This is a genomic window from Afipia massiliensis, from assembly GCF_014203115.1.
Taxonomy (GTDB): domain Bacteria; phylum Pseudomonadota; class Alphaproteobacteria; order Rhizobiales; family Xanthobacteraceae; genus Afipia; species Afipia massiliensis.
Window position 1 is genome coordinate 276,808 of record NZ_JACHIJ010000003.1, and the last position, 15,085, is coordinate 291,892.

The following is a 15,085-nucleotide window of genomic DNA, read 5'->3' on the forward strand; positions in this document are numbered from 1 at the left end:
TCAGACACTCCATACGCCGGTTGCCGCGGTCTTGCGGACATAGTCGGAGAAATCGCGCGCGGGGCGGCCCAGTGCTTCCTGGACGCCATACGTTACACTTGAGTTGCGGCCGTCGAGAACCACGTTGAAGAGCTCGTGCAACAGATCGATCACGTCATCCGGCGCGGCGCCGCGCATCCCGGCGGTGAATTCGTCCGGCGTGATCTGGCGATAGCGGATCGAACGGCGGGTGACCTGCGCGATCTCCGCGACGGCGTCGGCGAATGTCAGCAGCCGCGGGCCGGTCACCTCGTAGAGGCGGTTGGCATGGCCGTCTTCGCTTAAGGCGACGGTCACGACATCCGCGATATCGTCGATGTCGATGAACGGCTCGCGTACAGGTCCGGCCGGGAGCGCGACCTCACCGGCCAGCACGCCCTCGATGAGATAGCCTTCGCTGAAATTCTGATCGAACCAGCTTGCGCGCACGATGGTCCACTCAACGCCGGAGGCTTGCAGCACGGCTTCGGCGCGCTGCGCGCCAGGCTCGCCGCGCCCCGACAGCAGCACGATCCGCTGCAATCCCTTGGCGCGGGCCAAGCGACACAGTTCGGCAATGGCCTCGGTGGCGCCCTCGACCGCGAGATCGGGCTGGTAGGTGACATAGGCGGCGGACACGCCGTCGAGTGCTCTTGCCCAGCCGTCCGGGCGGGTCCAGTCGAACGCAGGGGTGGTGCTGCGTGAGACCGGTCGGGTCGAAAAACCTCGCGCTTTCAAGAGGGTATTGACGCGGCCGCCGGTCTTGCCGCCGCCGCCGATGATCAGGATGGGGGCGCGTTGAGACATGAGAGCATCCTCCGTTCGATAAATACGAGTATATCTCGTATTTGCAAAAAGCGATAAACTCTCGTATTAGGATCGTCAAGCGATTTTTGGTGGATGCGATGGCGACGAAGAAACTGAAACCGGCGAGCATGGAAGCCGAGCCGGCGGGGATGGCGCGTCTGGTGCCGACGCAAAAGCGCAGCCGCGAGCGCTACGAGAAGATTTTGGAATGCGCCGCCGCGATGATCGCCGAGAATGGCAGTGAAGCCTTTCGCATGAGCGACGTGGTCGAGCGCAGCGGCGTTCCGTTCGGCTCGCTCTATCAGTATTTTCCCGACAAGACCGCGATTATCGGCACGCTGGCGGAACGTTACAACGCGGTCGGGCGCGTCTGCGTGCAGCAGGAACTGGCGGCGGTCGAAAACAGGGCGGACCTGCGCCCGGCGTTGTGGCGGATCGTCGACGGATATTATCGGATGTTCGTGGATGAGCCGGTGATGCGCGACATCTGGCAGGCGACCCAGGCCGACCGTGCGCTCCAGCAACTGGATGAGGCCGACGGTGAATTTCTCGCCGGCCTTCTGCTCGATGCGCTCAGGCGCATTGCGCCGCGCCGGGATCCCGCGGCATTGGCGGCGGTCGCGCGATTGACGATGACGCTGATTGCGGCGGCAGTCCGGCACGCCATTACGCTTAAGCCGAAAGAAGCAGAGCGCATGATCGCCCTGTTCAAGCGGATGCTGCCGGAGGACACGGCCGCGCTGGCCTGATACCCCGCTGAACTCCGGTCACAGATTCGTTGGTTGACGGGTCGCATGCGCCGGAGGAACGCTTGGCCAGGTATTGCCTGACCGGAGATGACGCGCGATGAACAAGCAGAAAATCATGCTGGGTGCGATCGGAATCGCCGTCTTCTCGGCGCTTGGTGCCAGTCCGTCCCTGTCGCGCGACTATCCGTTCTGCCGGAAGGGCGAGGCCGGTCCGGGCGATTGCCGATACGATACTTACGAGCAGTGTTTGGCTGCGGTCTCCGGCACCGCAAGTTATTGCCAGCAGAATTTCTGGCTTCAACCGTCCAGCCGGGACATTCCGCCGCGGCGCGCTCCTCGCAACTGAAGCAGCGGAAGTACCGTTTCGCGGCGCGAGCTGCGCGCTTGCATGATAGCCCGCCGTCCTGCCATGCACGACGCGGCGCGTTAAGCTGAATTTTCAGCTAACACACGCGCCGCAGAGATCAAGATGCGCCGGTTATCCGGCATTTAGCCGTGTCTGCGCGCGCTGCGCGACTGCGACCGGTTTCTGACACGATCTTAACCGTGTGGTTTTACTCAAATGAAAGTCCTGCATGTGCCTATGGCCGCGGACGCAGAACGCGCCAATAAGGACCAGTAGAATCATGACCTCAAGGTCCGCCGGATATTTCGGGGCATTCCTGCAACGGCTCAAATTTAGGCTCTTGCGCAACATGCCGTGCGGCGACGATCACAGCCTTCGCCGCAAGTTGTTGATCGGGACCGGAATCGCACTCGTCTGCACCGGAATTCTCGCCACCAGCGTGATCGGCAGTGCACTCGACGATTACCGCCGCGCGCGCCAGAATCTCAGTGGGCTGGAAAGCTACCGGCTGATCCTCGAGACCGCCAATCTTCTGTCGGCTGAACGTGGGCCGTCCAACAGCGTGCTCGGCGACGTCGGCGTGACGCACGGCGCGCTGCGCGAACGTCTGACGGCGTTCCGCGCGAAATCCGACGCCATTCTCGATCAGCTATCGGCGAGCGCGGGCGTTCCCCGGGACCTGCTCGCGCCGACCAGGGCACAGCTTCAAAAGGGCCGGCAGGAAGTGGACCGGGTCGCGGCCATTCCGCGCGATCTGCGGCGTTTAGACGACGTACAGTCTGTGATCGAAAGCATGTTCGACGTGGTCGATATCTTCCAGTCCGTGGTGGCCTGGAAGGCGAGTGCGTTGACGACGCAAAATCCCGAGCTCGCAGCGCCGGTGATGACCGGGCGGATGTTCGGAGAACTGCGCGAGTATGGCGGCCGGATCGCGTCGCAGATCATGGCGCCGATCGCCGTCAGTCAGCCGCTGCCACTGAAAAATCTCGTCGACAGCAACCGGACCCGTGGCCGCATTCTCCAGTTGTGGCACCTGGCCGGAGGCCGGCAGGTGGTCGGCCACGACGATCGGCGGCTGTCGGCCGATCTTCACGATGTCGAAACGATGTTCTTTGGCGAAGGCCTCGGCATTCTCGACGGGCTGGTGGCGGAAGGCCGCAAGTCGGGCAATTACTCGATGACGGCCGACGAGTTCACCGTCCGCTTCGTCAAGACCCTGAAGCCGCTGGAACGCCTGCGCGGAGATTTTCTCGATATCACCATCGAGCGTTTCACCGTGCTTCGCAACGGAGCGCTGGTGACCCTTGCGGTTACGGTCACCATTACCACGATCATTCTCGGAATTCTGGTCGGTCTGCTGGTCGCGGCCCAGCGGTTTGTGTTCGGACCGTTGATGAGGGCGCGGGAAGCCGTGATCGTGCTGGCTGAGGATCGTCCCACTGTGCCCTATCCCGAGCCGCATCACGCCACCGAGATGCGCCGCCTGTTCGATGCCATCGTCATTCTTCGCCGCAGCCTGGCCGAGCGTGCGTCGCTGACGAAGGAGCTGAAGCAGCAGGCGGAGACCGACGGGCTCACCGGGCTGATGAATCGCGGCGCCCTCGATATGATTGGTGAGCGTCACGCCGGCAACCGGGCCGGGGAGGATGCTGCCTGTCTCATCCTGATGGACATCGATCATTTCAAGGCGATCAACGACCGCTACGGGCATCTCGAAGGCGATCACGTTCTGAAAGAATGCGTGCGTATGGTGCGTCCGATGCTGAGACCGGGCGATATCTTTGCCCGCTTCGGCGGGGAGGAGTTCGTGATCCTGATGTCGGGTGACGATCTTGCTGGTGCAAATGCACTGGCGAAGAGAATCCGCGCCGCGCTGGAAGCGCATGAATTCGTTCTATCGGATGGCACGACACTGACTGTGACGGCGAGTTTCGGCGTTGCCAGGGGCAATCTCGGGCAACTGGCCTGGCGGCAGCTGGTCGAGGCCGCCGACGCAGCGCTGTACCGCGCCAAATCCGACGGCCGCAACTGCGTGCGTCATTCGCAGCAGCTGCATCCGACGCTGGTGCCCGATCTTCCGAAAGGTCGTGATGCGGATGCGCCGACGAGGAAACCCGCCGCCGCGCGCTAGCGGGTCCGAGGCGGTCTTCGAAGAGAGTGCTGGTCGTCATTGAAGTGGCGCACCCGACACGATTCGAACGTGTGACCTTTGCCTTCGGAGGGCAACGCTCTATCCAGCTGAGCTACGGGTGCAGTGATGTCCATTTAGCCGATTGGCCCCGCGCGGGCAACGGCCTGAAAGCCCGATTTTGGGGCCCGCGTTGCCCTGTTTCAGGCGGTAGTCACACGTTTGAATCGGGTGGGGCTGGCTCGTGTGGTGAGTTGTGGCGCCGCTGGGTCTATTTGCGATCGCCGCCGTTACCGGTTCTGTGGCAATGCAGAACTATCCGAAACTGTCGTTGCGGGGGCCTGTTCCAGATAGCTCTTGGAGAGATCGATTTTATTCCAATGAATTGTCTCGGAGATCAATCCGAAGATATCGCCCGATGTGAACTCGGTCTCTGGATCCGGCTTCTCAAACAATGACGGTCCGTATTTCGATGCGATGTCCTGTGGTTTGAAACCGAAAACGTCGAGAAGCGTCGGTGCAATGGAAAAGTGACTGGCATAGCCCCAATTCGTCCTGGCGCCGGCCGAAAGCCTTTCGCGCAGCCGAGGCTCGTCGGTCATTGCAAAAAGAGGGACCAGAGCTTCGCGCGGGTCGGCGTTCTTAACGGAGCAATGCGACAATGCCGTGCTGGACAGACTTTGCCCGTGGTCAGAGGTATAGATGATCAGTGTGTTATCAAGCGGGACGCTGTTGGCGAGACGCTTTAGAACGCGATCCACCGACCATCGCACGGCGTTTCGATACGAGTTGATCAAGGCCGGATCATTGTCGCGTGCACTCTCGCTCATCGTCGGCTGGAAAATTCGTTGTGTCGACGGATATCCGCGGTCGTAGGGGAAATGCGCGCCGTTCTTGATGGCATAGACAAACGTCGGCTGTTCGGATTTCAGCTTCTCCGCGAGGATGTCGACAAGCCTGTCGTCAAGGTCGGGCGGCGCTATGGTCTCTTCGATGGCGTTGAATGAGTCGATCTCTCTCTTCTCTTCGGGCGTCATGAAGTTCTGGAGTTTGGCCGGTCCTCGCAGGAAGGCCGCCTGAGAATCGATCATGACGGTCCGAAAGCCGGCGGTCTTTGCATAGTCCCAGATCGTCGGGTTGCGCGCGACCGAATTCATAAGGTCGCGGCGTGTCGCTCCAAACCGCAGCATTGCATTGGAATAGGAGCTGCAATTCCCTCCAGAAACCGCATGTCCAAAATTGACGATACGATCTTTCAAGCTGGCGATGTCCGGGGTGTAAGGATTTCCGGGGCGCCAATCGATGTAGTCGCCGCGAACGCTTTCATCGACCAGCAAAACCACGTGCCGGATTTTTCGGCCGTCGGCGCTCCACGTCACCCGCTCGCGGGTAGGCATCGCTTTGGTTGCGAGCCTCGCACCAGATATGGCTGCGACGGACAGCGGGGCGAATTGCATCGACATGCCATAATGTCCGCCGCCGTCCTTTGCATAAATGACCGCGGCGAAAAGAACGATCGGAAACGCCGGCGCCCACGCAAGATATCGCCACAGCCGTCGCAGGTGAGCGCCGGGACTAACCGATGGCGCCGCAATGACGATAAATCCGAAGAGGAAAACGAGGGCGCTCCAGGCCATAGCCGAGCCGTAGAACTCGAGGGCACGGCCGACTTCATGACGCGCAGCCCATAGCGATGCGATATCGAACATCGATATTTCCACGCCGGAAACAAGATAGAAGGCAAAACCTGCGGCGCTCGAAAGAGCGATGACCGCCGCCCAAAACGATCTGACCCAGGGATTAACCTGGAAAGCAGCAATCAGGATGGCGGTGAGGGCGCAGGCCCAGAGTCCGAGATAGACGACAAGCGTGAGCCATCGCCCCTGCTCGATGTACTGGCTGGGCCACGTCAAGGCATTTGGATTGGTCACAGCGACAAACGCGAGGACGCTGCAGAGCTTGAGTGCGATGATCGCTTTCGCGACTCCCGACGTGTGGCTCGCGCGATCCAAACGCATAGGCGCTGCTCTCTGTTCTCAGGGTTGGCAGAGCGTCAAACAAACTGATCTGCTCGTGCGTCGCAGATGTCTGGATCGCGAATTCGCGCAGTTCAAGCTGGAGATACTTCTAGGGTTAAAGCTTTAAATAATTGAATGCAGCGAGACCGGCATTCATCGCGGCGGCAGGTAATTAAATACCCATGTCGTCGCGCGTAGACAGGTCCCACGATCAAGCGTCATCGGTAACAAAGCACCTCGACACGAAGAAGGGTGCCATCGTCGTGGTGCGCATGAATTCACAGAACACGGAAGCGGTCAGCGGCGGCTCGGCGCTCTCGATAACTCCTTGAGGTCGGCGACAAAGATTAACAGCGCATGCGGGAAAACGGTGTTGCCGGGAGGCTCCTTGATTGGCCCCGTGCGGGCAACGGCCCGCACGGATTTTACAGGCTCCAAAGGAGAGGGCCGGCGTGCGACGGCTTACGCCGCGCGCACCTGATCGAGGAAGTTGTCGACCTGCTTCTTCAACTCCTCGCCGCGCCGGCTGAGTTCGTCAGCCGAGGCCAGCATCTGCGTCGAGGCCGCGCCGGTCTCCTGCGCAGCGGCGCTGACGCTGGCGATGTTGCTGGAGACTTGCGCCGTTCCGCGCGCCGCCTGCTGCACGTTGTTGGCGATCTCGTTGGTCGCGGCGCCCTGCTGTTCGACCGCGGCTGCGATGGCGGCTGCAATCGACGAGATGCGGTCGATGGTTTCGCTGATGCCTTTGACCGCGGTGACCGACTCCTGCGTCGCGGTCTGCATGCCGCTGATCTGCCCGCTGATCTCGCCGGTCGCTTTCGCAGTCTGCGCGGCGAGCATTTTCACTTCCTGCGCAACGACGGCAAAGCCCTTGCCGGATTCACCGGCGCGTGCGGCCTCGATCGTGGCGTTGAGTGCAAGGAGGTTGGTTTGCCCGGCGATGGTGTTGATGAGCTGGACGACGTCGCCGATGCTGTCGGCGGCCTGAGACAGTGCCATGATCCTCGTGTTCGTCACTTCGGCTTGCCGGACCGCTTCCGCGGCGACCGTGCTGGACTCGTGCAGTTGCCGGGCGATGTCGTTGACCGAGGCAGCCATTTCCTCGGTAGAGGCCGCCACGGATTGAACATTCGCCGTGGCCTGTTCCGACGCCGCGGCGACGGTGGTGGACTGCTGCGACGTTTCTTCCGAAATGGACGACATCGATGCCGCCGTCGCCTGCAGTTCGGCGGCCTGCGATGAGACCGAGCCGAGCATGCTGGAGACGTCTGTTTCGAATGCCGATACCAGTTCCTCGATCCGGTGGGTGCGGATCAGGCGGTTCTTCTCATCCTGCTTTTGCATCTCCCGGTCGAAACCGAGTTTGGCCTGCATCGCCTGAAGGTTGCGCAGGGCAACGCCGATCTCGTCGTCGCGTTCGATGAAGACCCGGTTGTTGAAATGCCCTTGGGCGATTCGGGTCATCAGCTCGATCAGCCGGCTCGTCGGGCGGCCGATCGCGCGGATCGTCATCAGGCCGAGCAGGATGCCGAGAACGAGCGCCGCAATCAACGCCCCGGATGCGACCATGATCGAGGTCGTGAAGCTGCTCTGGGCGTCTTCATACTGGCTCTTTGCGACATCGATCTGCAGCGCGACGAGCTTTTCGGCGTCCAGCTTGGCCGCCTCAAACAGCGGGTTCACTTTCTCCGTGAGGTGTTGTGACAGTTCGCTGAACTTGCCGGCCGTGAGCAGGGCGAGGCCGGGCTTCAGGCCGTCCTCGACATAGCTTCGCCGCTTCTGGCTGTAGCTGTTGGCAATGGCCTGCTCTTCGGCGGTGTGGGAGCTCGCCATGAACTTCTCCCAGCTCTTGCCGATCTGGGCGATGTTGTTGCTGACGGTCGTCTCCACTCCTCCGACCGTCTTTTTTGCGAGCCCATTGGTGGCCGCGCCGTAAAGGGAAAGAATATTGGTCTGCATCCGGTCGTTGATCGCGAATAGATGGGCGAGCGGCACGGTCCGGTCGTTGTAGACCTGCTTCAGATGGGTGTTGGCCTGCTGCGCGGTGACGAGGCCAACGAGGCCGATTGCCAGCATGAACATCGTCAACGTCGCGACGAGGGTGACCAGCCGTGCCCGCAGCGAGCCGGTAAACAATGAGAAATGGTCGGCGAGCGAGCGCTTGCGCAGAATGCCGGCGTCCAGTCGGTAGTCGTCGGCCTTCTTCGCGCGGAACTGGGCGTAGACGGCTTCGGCTTCGCGCCGCTGGTCGGGCTGCAGCCTGGTGCGCACCGACATGTAGCCGGTCACCGCGCCGTTCTCCCAGATCGGAGAGGCGCTCGCCAGCACCCAATAGTATTCGCCGTTCTTGCGCCGGTTCTTCACCGCGCCGGTCCATGGCTTGCCGCTCTTTAGCGTCGCCCACAGATCACCGAAAGCCTCGACCGGCATGTCCGGGTGGCGAACAATGTTGTGGGGCTGATTGAGCAGCTCTGCTTCGCTGAAACCGCTGACGTCAATGAACTGGTCGTTGACGTAGGTCAGCTTTCCCTTGGTGTCGGTCTTGGAGACGATCATCGTCTCATCGCCAAGCGGATATTCGACATCAACGACGGGCAGATTCATTTTCACAATGGGAAACTCCGGATCATGTAAGAGACGAAAGCATGCCGCTCATGCGCGACAAGCGATGCGCACAACAAAATGGCTGCGAGGTGGGCTGGATGCGTCCTTGCGGCCGTCACAGGCCGTGTGGGAATCAGCGAGGATCGCAAGATACGTTGCTGAAGACTCAATTCCCGGCGTCTCATCGATCTGCCCTGCTTCGACGACAAGGCAAAATGCCTGCAGGGTCTTGGCCACATTCTTGATTCGATTTTTATGATTCAAGACCTAAGAATTGGTTGCGCTCCGATACGTTGAGCGCGCTGAAGACAAAAAGTCACACGCTCGGATGGTTCGGATGACGCGCAGCATTCCGCTGGCGGCAAGCAAAGGCTGCGCGTGACTGGAAAACTCACGCGCAGCTAAGGAGTTTTACGGAGGCGCTCTGTTCGTCAGGCGGTCTCGACGGCGAACTGCAGCCCGGCATGATCGATGAGACGCTTGATCAGGCGATCGCCCAATGCCGCGCCCGGAGTCCAGATGCCGCCGGCAACGTCCGGTGCATCGCGCACGAGGCAGACAGCGCACTCCGCAATCATCTTTGATGTCGAGCCGTAACCCGGATCGCGATCGCCCTTGACCGAGGCATGGATCTGCCGGCCGTCCAGCGACACGCCGACGAACAGGATGTCGTAGAGACCCGTCTCGCGCTCTTCCTTCGAGGGACCTTCGCCGGGCTTCGGTCCGCCGGGTCCGCCCATCGCGGCATTGGCAGCGACGATGGCCTTGGCGGTGGCTTCGCCCTTCTCGCCGGGACCGGCCAGCATCATTTCGTCGTAGATGAACTCCCTGCCGTAAGGGAATCCCATCAGCAGATTCGAGCGATGCACGTTGCGGGTGTTGATCGTCGCCATCACGAACGGTGCGACCCACATACCGAGATCGTCGTCGTGGAGCGGCTTGTTGCCGGGCGGCTGTTTCGGGCCTTCGAAGCCCGGCGTCAGCGCGAATGGATTCTTGAGCAGCGGGACGATGCTGAGATCTTTTGCGGCCGCGGCGTAGGTCGCTTTCAGGCTCGCGGCGGTGCCGCCGGAGAACGTGCCTTTCATCTTGCGCACGCGGCCCTTCACGCGGTGCACGGTCGCGCCGAATTGCTTCTTCGCGGCATTCTGCAGGAAGAACACCCCGAGTTCGAACGGGATCGAATCGAACCCGCAGGAAAACAGGATGCGGGCGCCGGTGGATTGTGCGGTGGCATGATGGGCGTCGATCATCTGGCGCATCCATGCGGGCTCGCCGCACAGATCGAGATAGTCGGTGCCTGACGCGGCGCAGGCCGCGACCAGTTCAGACCCGTAAAGCTGATAGGGACCGACCGTGGTCAAAACCGCCTTGGTCTGACCGACAAGCGCCTTGAGCGAGGCGGGGTCGCTGGCATCGGCTTCGATCAGCGGTGTATCTTTCGGTGCACGGATCTCGTCGCGGACGGCTGCAAGCTTGTCGCGGCTGCGGCCGGCCATCGCCCATTTGAGATTGCTGCCGGGGCCATAGTGCGCGGCGAGATATTCGGCCACGAGCCTGCCGGTGAAGCCGCTTGCGCCATAAACAACGACATCGAATTTCGGTTGGGTCATCGCGGTATCCTCTTCTCGTCCGTCGGGCACGGCCCGCTTATGCCAGCAATTTACGCAATTCCGCTTTCGCCACTTTCTCCAGCGTCGAACGCGGCATCTCCTCGACCAGATGGACCTCGCGCGGCACCTTGAAATCGGCCAGCGCGTTCTTGCAGGCGCTCAGAATATCTTGCTGGAGCGTGGACGGCGCGCCGTGGAGGCCGCTCGTTGGAATGACGAACACCACCGGCACTTCGTCCAGCATCGGATGCTTCTTCGCGACCACCGCCGCCTCGCGCACGCCGGCCACCGTGATGACGATCTGCTCGATCTCCGAGGCGGCGACATTCTCGCCGCCGACCTTCAGCATGTCCTTGGCGCGATCGCCGAACCGCAGGAAGCCGTTCTCCAGCAATTTTGCGCGGTCGCCGGTGATGAAATAGCCATGCTCGTCGAAGCTGTCGCGGGTGGCCTGCTCGTTGTGCAGATACTCCTTGAACAGCGACAGGCCGGGAATACCGCGGATCAGAAGATCGCCGGTGTCGCCAACCTGCGTCGCTGCGCCGTTCTCATCGACCACGCGGATCTCGTATTCCGGCGCGGCGCGGCCGATGGCGAGCGGAATGTTGGGCTGATGGGGCTCGCCGACAATGCCGTGGGTGATGGTTTCCGTCATGCCCCACCAGCCGATGGTCTTTACACCGAAGATGGCGTCGGTCGGCGGCTCGCAGATCGCGCTGCCCCACAGCCGGAAGTGATGCGCCTTCGGGACCTCACGCTCCATCAGCGCCTTGACGCAGAACGGCACCAGCGACGTCCAGGTGCAGCGGTGCTCCAGCGCCGTGCTCCAGAAACGGCTGCCCGAGAAGCGCGGCTGGATCACGGCGGTGCCGCCGACCCACAGCGTCGATAGCATGGAGTAGGCCAGCGCGTTGGTATGGAACAGCGGCAGGTAGATAAGGTGAGTATCGTCGGGCCGGAGATCCTGATGCACGGCGTTGATCTTCGCGCCCCAGAGCGCGTTGGCATGTGTCCATAGCACCGCCTTCGGCCGCGACGTAGTGCCGGACGTATATTGCACGCTGCATGACGCGTAAGGATCGGCGGGACGGCGCGGACGGTCGGCGCTGTTGGCAAACAACGCCTCGAATGATTCAGACTTCGGCGGCTTGTAGCCCTGCGCGGGCGGTGCGCCTGCGTCGTGAGAAATGACCGCGAGCCAGTGCAGGTTGCGGCAGTTTGTTGCAATCAGGTCGGCATAGGCCGGTTGCGTGATCGCGGCGACCGCGCCGCAGTGATCGGCAAAGTATTCCATCTCGGCGGGCGCCGAGCGGGTGTTGGTCGTCACTGCAATGGCGCCGAGTTCGACGCAGGCAAACCACGTCAGCAGCATCTCGATGCAATTGTCGAGATGGATCAGCACGCAATCGCCGGGCTTGATCCCGCGTTTTGCGAGGCCCGCGGCCAGCGCACCGACACGGTCGTGGAATTCGCCATAGGTCCAGGGACGCGACGGCGCATCGAACGGCGCCCAGATCAGAAACGGATGGTCCCGCCGTGTCTCGGCGCGCAGCCGCAGCAGCCACGGCACATCCAGTCCGGCGAAGGGGCCGACATGACCCGGCAAGAATTGTCCCGATACTAGATCGATCTTTGGCATGTTTTCTCCCGTCCCGCTTGTCCGTTGCGGATTGCCAATTGCTTGTCTGACGGGAGGCGCGGAGTCAACGTTGGACGGGCGCCGGCGCTTCATGCGGCCGTCAAAATCACGCGCAATCCGTCCTTGGGTTTGGGGATCGGCCACATCTGCCATGCGGGGACATAGCCCGGCGCCATGGTGACGTTGAGATTTTGCAGGAAATGAAATGCGAAGCACTTGGCCTGCATATAGGCGAAGTGCACTCCAATGCACATATGCGCGCCGCCGCTGAACGGAACGAAAGCAAAGCGGTGTCGCGCGCGTTGCGCCTCGTCGGTAAAGCGCAGCGGATCGAACGCCTCGGGATCGGGCCAGTGTTCGCTCATGTGGTGGGTAAACAGCGGATTCATGCTGACCAGTGTGCCGGCTGGAATGTCAAAGCCCTTGAAACTGAAGTCACGCGTCGCGCGGCGCGGGATCGACGGCACCGGCGGTTTCATCCGCATCGCTTCCTTGAACGCCATTTCGGTGAGCGGCATGGCGTCGAGCTTCTCGAATGGCAGCGGCGCCCCGGGTTCGATCCCGAGCGCCGAGACTTCGTCGCGCAATCTGGTCTGCCACTCCGGATGCGCGGCCAGCAGCGCCACGAACGACGTCAGCGATGATGTGAGCGTGTCGTGCGCCGCCATGATCAGAAAACTCATGTGGTCGACGATATCCTGCGTCGTGAGCAGCGCGCCGTCTTCATGAGTCGCGTGGCACAGTTGCGAGAACAGATCGTCACCGCCGTTCTCTCGCCGCAGGGGAATCTGTTGCGAGAAATAGGCGACGATACGCTGGCGCCCCCTGACGCCGCGCGCCATCTGGGTGCCGGGCCAGGGCTGGCGGATGACGGCGACGGAGGCGGCGATCATGTCGACGAAGGCGCGTGTGACCTCGTCGACGTCAGGACCGATCTCGGTGCCGAGGAACGACGTCGCGGCGAGATCGAGCGTGAGCTGTTTCATCGCCGGGTAGAACAGCATCGGGCCGGGTGCCTCGCGCCATTGATCCACGCGCGCCGCGATACCCGTATCGAGCTGCGCGAGATAATTCTTCATCGGTCCCGACTTGAACGCGACCGACATCGCGCGGCGATGCTGGCGATGTTCCTCGAAATCCAGCAGCATCAGTCCACGCGGAAACAGTCGCCCAAGAATTGTCTCCCATCCGTTGGTCGACGAGAACAGCTTGGTCTGGTCGAGCAGCATGAATTCGTTGGCTTCGGGACCGAGCAGCGAGACGCTGGTCTCGCCGAGCACGCGCGAGCGGTAGATCAGCCCATACTTGCGCGCCATCGCATCGACTTCGCCTCTTGGGTCGGCAAGAACGCTGAGCGTTCGCCCAATGAATGGCCAGCCTTCGTCGCCGGGAATGTGAGCAAGCTTGGCGCGGTCCACCATGAGGGGCGGCTTGACCGCGACGGGTGATGTCAGGCTCTGCGTCGACATTACTATTCCCCGGAAAAGGTGTCGGAGGACATCGGTGAGCGGGCGGTATCCGATCAGAATTATCGCCGAGTTGGCGATGGCCGACAACTCCGATCACGGCTGGTTCGGATAGTTGTGATGGTGCGGTGCAGTTGATCGCTTGTGATGCGTCCACGACGCGGTGTCACGGAACCGGGTTACCCGGAATCCGCTGCCGCTTTCGCCAGCGCCTCGATGCGTTTCCGGAATGATCGCGGCGATTCTGCAAACACCCGGCCGGACAACAGCCGCGCGCGTTCGAGGTGAAACCGGCGCCGGCTTTCGATCGGCGGTGTCAGGCGCGAGCGCCAGTGAGCCAGCGGCTGGTTCGGTTGCGTCAACAGGCTGAGGGCGACGAGATCGTTGCTCTTGCCGAGTTGCATGCGCAGTTTCTGTACCTCATCGATGAAGGCGCGCCACACCTTCGGCCACAGCGGTGCAATGAGGTCCAGTTGGTAGCGAAATGCAACGATGGCCTTGCGGAAATCGTGAATGGCCTCTGGATTCGTGTCGTCCCATTCGCGCGGAAGACGGCGGCGGGCGCGGCGGTAGGATCGTGCGAGCGCGGTCACGCTGTCTTCAAAGGAGATGCGTTCGAGCGGCCAACTCGCTAGGCAAGTCGACGCCCGCGCAAGGCCGTCGCGCAGGTGTTGATGAACCTCTGCATTGAGCTGGGCGGTCTCGGAAGCCTCTCGCGTCTCTTGCAGCCGCCGGGTGATGGTGGCTTCGGTTCGTTGCGACATCGCGGGCGTCCCGGCATCCCGCTGTTTTGCGATGTCGGCCAGCGCATCGAGAACGCTTTGTGCATCACGGCTGCGGCCGAACTCGCGGGCGAGGAGGCGAGCTTCGTGACGCAGAACCATGGCCTCGTCGCCGATCGGACCTTGCAGCAGCCGCAACAAGGCCTGCCAGCGCTTCAGCGCGACGCGAAGATCATGAATGGCGGTGCTTGGTTCGCCGCCATGAAGCGGGTCTTGGAGTCGTTCGTGCGCGGCCCGGGCCGTGGCCAGAATGTTATCCCCGGTCTGCCGCAGCGAATGCGCAACCGGCGGAGCCTGAGGGGCGGCCATCATCGACGTCTGTCCAGAGCCATTCGCGCAAGATTATGGCTTCTCAACGCCGGTGGAAAGTCTCCATCCAGGTGTACCGCGAAGTGGGATGCCGCCTTCTGGCAAACGAACTAGGCTGGAACGATGGTCTTGCCGATCGGCCACAGCGCGATACCGGCGAGCTTGAGATGCGCCCATGCGAAGGGAATGCCGATAATCGTCACCGCGAGAATGACGGCGGTCACCACATGGCCGAGCGCCAGCCACCAGCCCGCCAGCACCAGCCAGATGATGTTGCCGATCAGGCCGAGAACTCCGGTGCCGACATCGGAGCGGCCGAGATATTCATCGCGCGACACGGCTTTCTGACCGAACGGAAACAGCGTGTAGGTCGCGATGTTGAACGCGGCCCTGGCCCACGGCACGCCGATGATGGTGATGGCCATGATGACGGCGGCGACCACCCAGCCGAGCGCCATCCAGAAGCCGCCGAGCACGACCCACAATATGTTGAGCAGAAGTGAAACGGGGGACATCGGAACTCATCGGAAGGAGGGCACTTGATCCAGTGTAGCACCATTTCGCAACGCCGTCGTGAAAACCGGCGCGCGCTGCGTTTAACGGTAG

Annotated in this window: 13 protein-coding genes and 1 tRNA gene; 4 read left to right on the top strand and 10 right to left on the bottom strand. The window is 62.0% G+C overall.

All coding sequences use genetic code 11. The features are described from left to right. The gene (locus HNQ36_RS10870) at positions 1-825 is read right to left on the bottom strand and encodes a Rossmann-fold NAD(P)-binding domain-containing protein (protein ID WP_184084724.1); all 825 of its coding nucleotides are present in this window, start codon (positions 823-825) and stop codon (positions 1-3) included. A 98-nt stretch (positions 826-923) separates the two neighbouring features. Between HNQ36_RS10870 and HNQ36_RS10875 the strand changes: the two genes are divergently transcribed. From HNQ36_RS10875 to HNQ36_RS10885, 3 genes are all read left to right on the top strand, one after another. Continuing rightward, a complete protein-coding gene (locus HNQ36_RS10875; protein ID WP_184084727.1) occupies positions 924-1,574 on the top strand; it encodes a TetR/AcrR family transcriptional regulator in 651 nt (216 codons plus the stop codon). Positions 1,575-1,671: 97 nt separating this feature from the next. After that, positions 1,672-1,920 (top strand): DUF3551 domain-containing protein, encoded by a 249-nt coding sequence (locus HNQ36_RS10880; protein ID WP_184084730.1) that lies wholly within the window; start codon positions 1,672-1,674, stop codon positions 1,918-1,920. 280 nt (positions 1,921-2,200) lie between these two features. After that, on the top strand, positions 2,201-4,051 hold the full coding sequence (locus tag HNQ36_RS10885; protein ID WP_184084732.1) for a GGDEF domain-containing protein: 1,851 nt from the start codon (positions 2,201-2,203) through the stop codon (positions 4,049-4,051). A gap of 45 nt (positions 4,052-4,096) precedes the next feature. On the opposite strand, the gene HNQ36_RS10890 is transcribed toward HNQ36_RS10885, so the two are convergent. Next, positions 4,097-4,173, bottom strand: a tRNA-Arg gene (locus tag HNQ36_RS10890). Between the two features lie 165 nt (positions 4,174-4,338). Continuing rightward, on the bottom strand, positions 4,339-6,066 hold the full coding sequence (locus HNQ36_RS25945; RefSeq protein WP_210311995.1) for a sulfatase-like hydrolase/transferase: 1,728 nt from the start codon (positions 6,064-6,066) through the stop codon (positions 4,339-4,341). Positions 6,067-6,248: 182 nt separating this feature from the next. Here HNQ36_RS25945 and HNQ36_RS10900 point away from each other — a divergent pair, with 182 nt between their 5' ends. Then, complete coding sequence (locus HNQ36_RS10900) at positions 6,249-6,398, top strand: hypothetical protein (protein WP_184084738.1); 150 nt, start codon at positions 6,249-6,251, stop codon at positions 6,396-6,398. A gap of 130 nt (positions 6,399-6,528) precedes the next feature. On the opposite strand, the gene HNQ36_RS10905 is transcribed toward HNQ36_RS10900, so the two are convergent. From HNQ36_RS10905 to HNQ36_RS10935, 7 genes are all read right to left on the bottom strand, one after another. Continuing rightward, positions 6,529-8,676, bottom strand: a complete 2,148-nt coding sequence (locus HNQ36_RS10905; RefSeq protein WP_347339957.1) for a methyl-accepting chemotaxis protein — start codon at positions 8,674-8,676, stop codon at positions 6,529-6,531. 42 nt (positions 8,677-8,718) lie between these two features. Beyond that, the gene (locus HNQ36_RS10910; protein ID WP_184084744.1) at positions 8,719-8,907 is read right to left on the bottom strand and encodes a hypothetical protein; all 189 of its coding nucleotides are present in this window, start codon (positions 8,905-8,907) and stop codon (positions 8,719-8,721) included. 194 nt (positions 8,908-9,101) lie between these two features. Then, a complete protein-coding gene (locus HNQ36_RS10915; RefSeq protein ID WP_184084747.1) occupies positions 9,102-10,283 on the bottom strand; it encodes a saccharopine dehydrogenase family protein in 1,182 nt (393 codons plus the stop codon). Between the two features lie 37 nt (positions 10,284-10,320). Continuing rightward, positions 10,321-11,922, bottom strand: coding sequence for an AMP-binding protein (locus tag HNQ36_RS10920; protein ID WP_184084750.1), 1,602 nt, complete (start codon positions 11,920-11,922; stop codon positions 10,321-10,323). A gap of 89 nt (positions 11,923-12,011) precedes the next feature. After that, a complete protein-coding gene (locus HNQ36_RS10925; protein ID WP_184084753.1) occupies positions 12,012-13,391 on the bottom strand; it encodes a cytochrome P450 in 1,380 nt (459 codons plus the stop codon). A gap of 176 nt (positions 13,392-13,567) precedes the next feature. Then, complete coding sequence (locus HNQ36_RS10930) at positions 13,568-14,482, bottom strand: CHAD domain-containing protein (protein WP_184084755.1); 915 nt, start codon at positions 14,480-14,482, stop codon at positions 13,568-13,570. Positions 14,483-14,589: 107 nt separating this feature from the next. Further along, positions 14,590-14,994, bottom strand: coding sequence for a YccF domain-containing protein (locus HNQ36_RS10935; RefSeq protein ID WP_184084758.1), 405 nt, complete (start codon positions 14,992-14,994; stop codon positions 14,590-14,592). Positions 14,995-15,085: the final 91 nt, after the last annotated feature.

What these genes read in the sequence shown, in the direction of transcription:
- HNQ36_RS10925 (WP_184084753.1), bottom strand. Translation starts at nt 13,391, where the DNA reads ATGTCGACGCAGAGCCTGACATCACCCGTCGCGGTCAAGCCGCCCCTC.
- HNQ36_RS10870 (WP_184084724.1), bottom strand. Translation starts at nt 825, where the DNA reads ATGTCTCAACGCGCCCCCATCCTGATCATCGGCGGCGGCGGCAAGACC.
- HNQ36_RS25945 (WP_210311995.1), bottom strand. Translation starts at nt 6,066, where the DNA reads ATGCGTTTGGATCGCGCGAGCCACACGTCGGGAGTCGCGAAAGCGATC.
- HNQ36_RS10875 (WP_184084727.1), top strand. Translation starts at nt 924, where the DNA reads ATGGCGACGAAGAAACTGAAACCGGCGAGCATGGAAGCCGAGCCGGCG.
- HNQ36_RS10930 (WP_184084755.1), bottom strand. Translation starts at nt 14,482, where the DNA reads ATGATGGCCGCCCCTCAGGCTCCGCCGGTTGCGCATTCGCTGCGGCAG.
- HNQ36_RS10935 (WP_184084758.1), bottom strand. Translation starts at nt 14,994, where the DNA reads ATGTCCCCCGTTTCACTTCTGCTCAACATATTGTGGGTCGTGCTCGGC.
- HNQ36_RS10880 (WP_184084730.1), top strand. Translation starts at nt 1,672, where the DNA reads ATGAACAAGCAGAAAATCATGCTGGGTGCGATCGGAATCGCCGTCTTC.
- HNQ36_RS10885 (WP_184084732.1), top strand. Translation starts at nt 2,201, where the DNA reads ATGACCTCAAGGTCCGCCGGATATTTCGGGGCATTCCTGCAACGGCTC.
- HNQ36_RS10915 (WP_184084747.1), bottom strand. Translation starts at nt 10,283, where the DNA reads ATGACCCAACCGAAATTCGATGTCGTTGTTTATGGCGCAAGCGGCTTC.
- HNQ36_RS10920 (WP_184084750.1), bottom strand. Translation starts at nt 11,922, where the DNA reads ATGCCAAAGATCGATCTAGTATCGGGACAATTCTTGCCGGGTCATGTC.
- HNQ36_RS10900 (WP_184084738.1), top strand. Translation starts at nt 6,249, where the DNA reads ATGTCGTCGCGCGTAGACAGGTCCCACGATCAAGCGTCATCGGTAACA.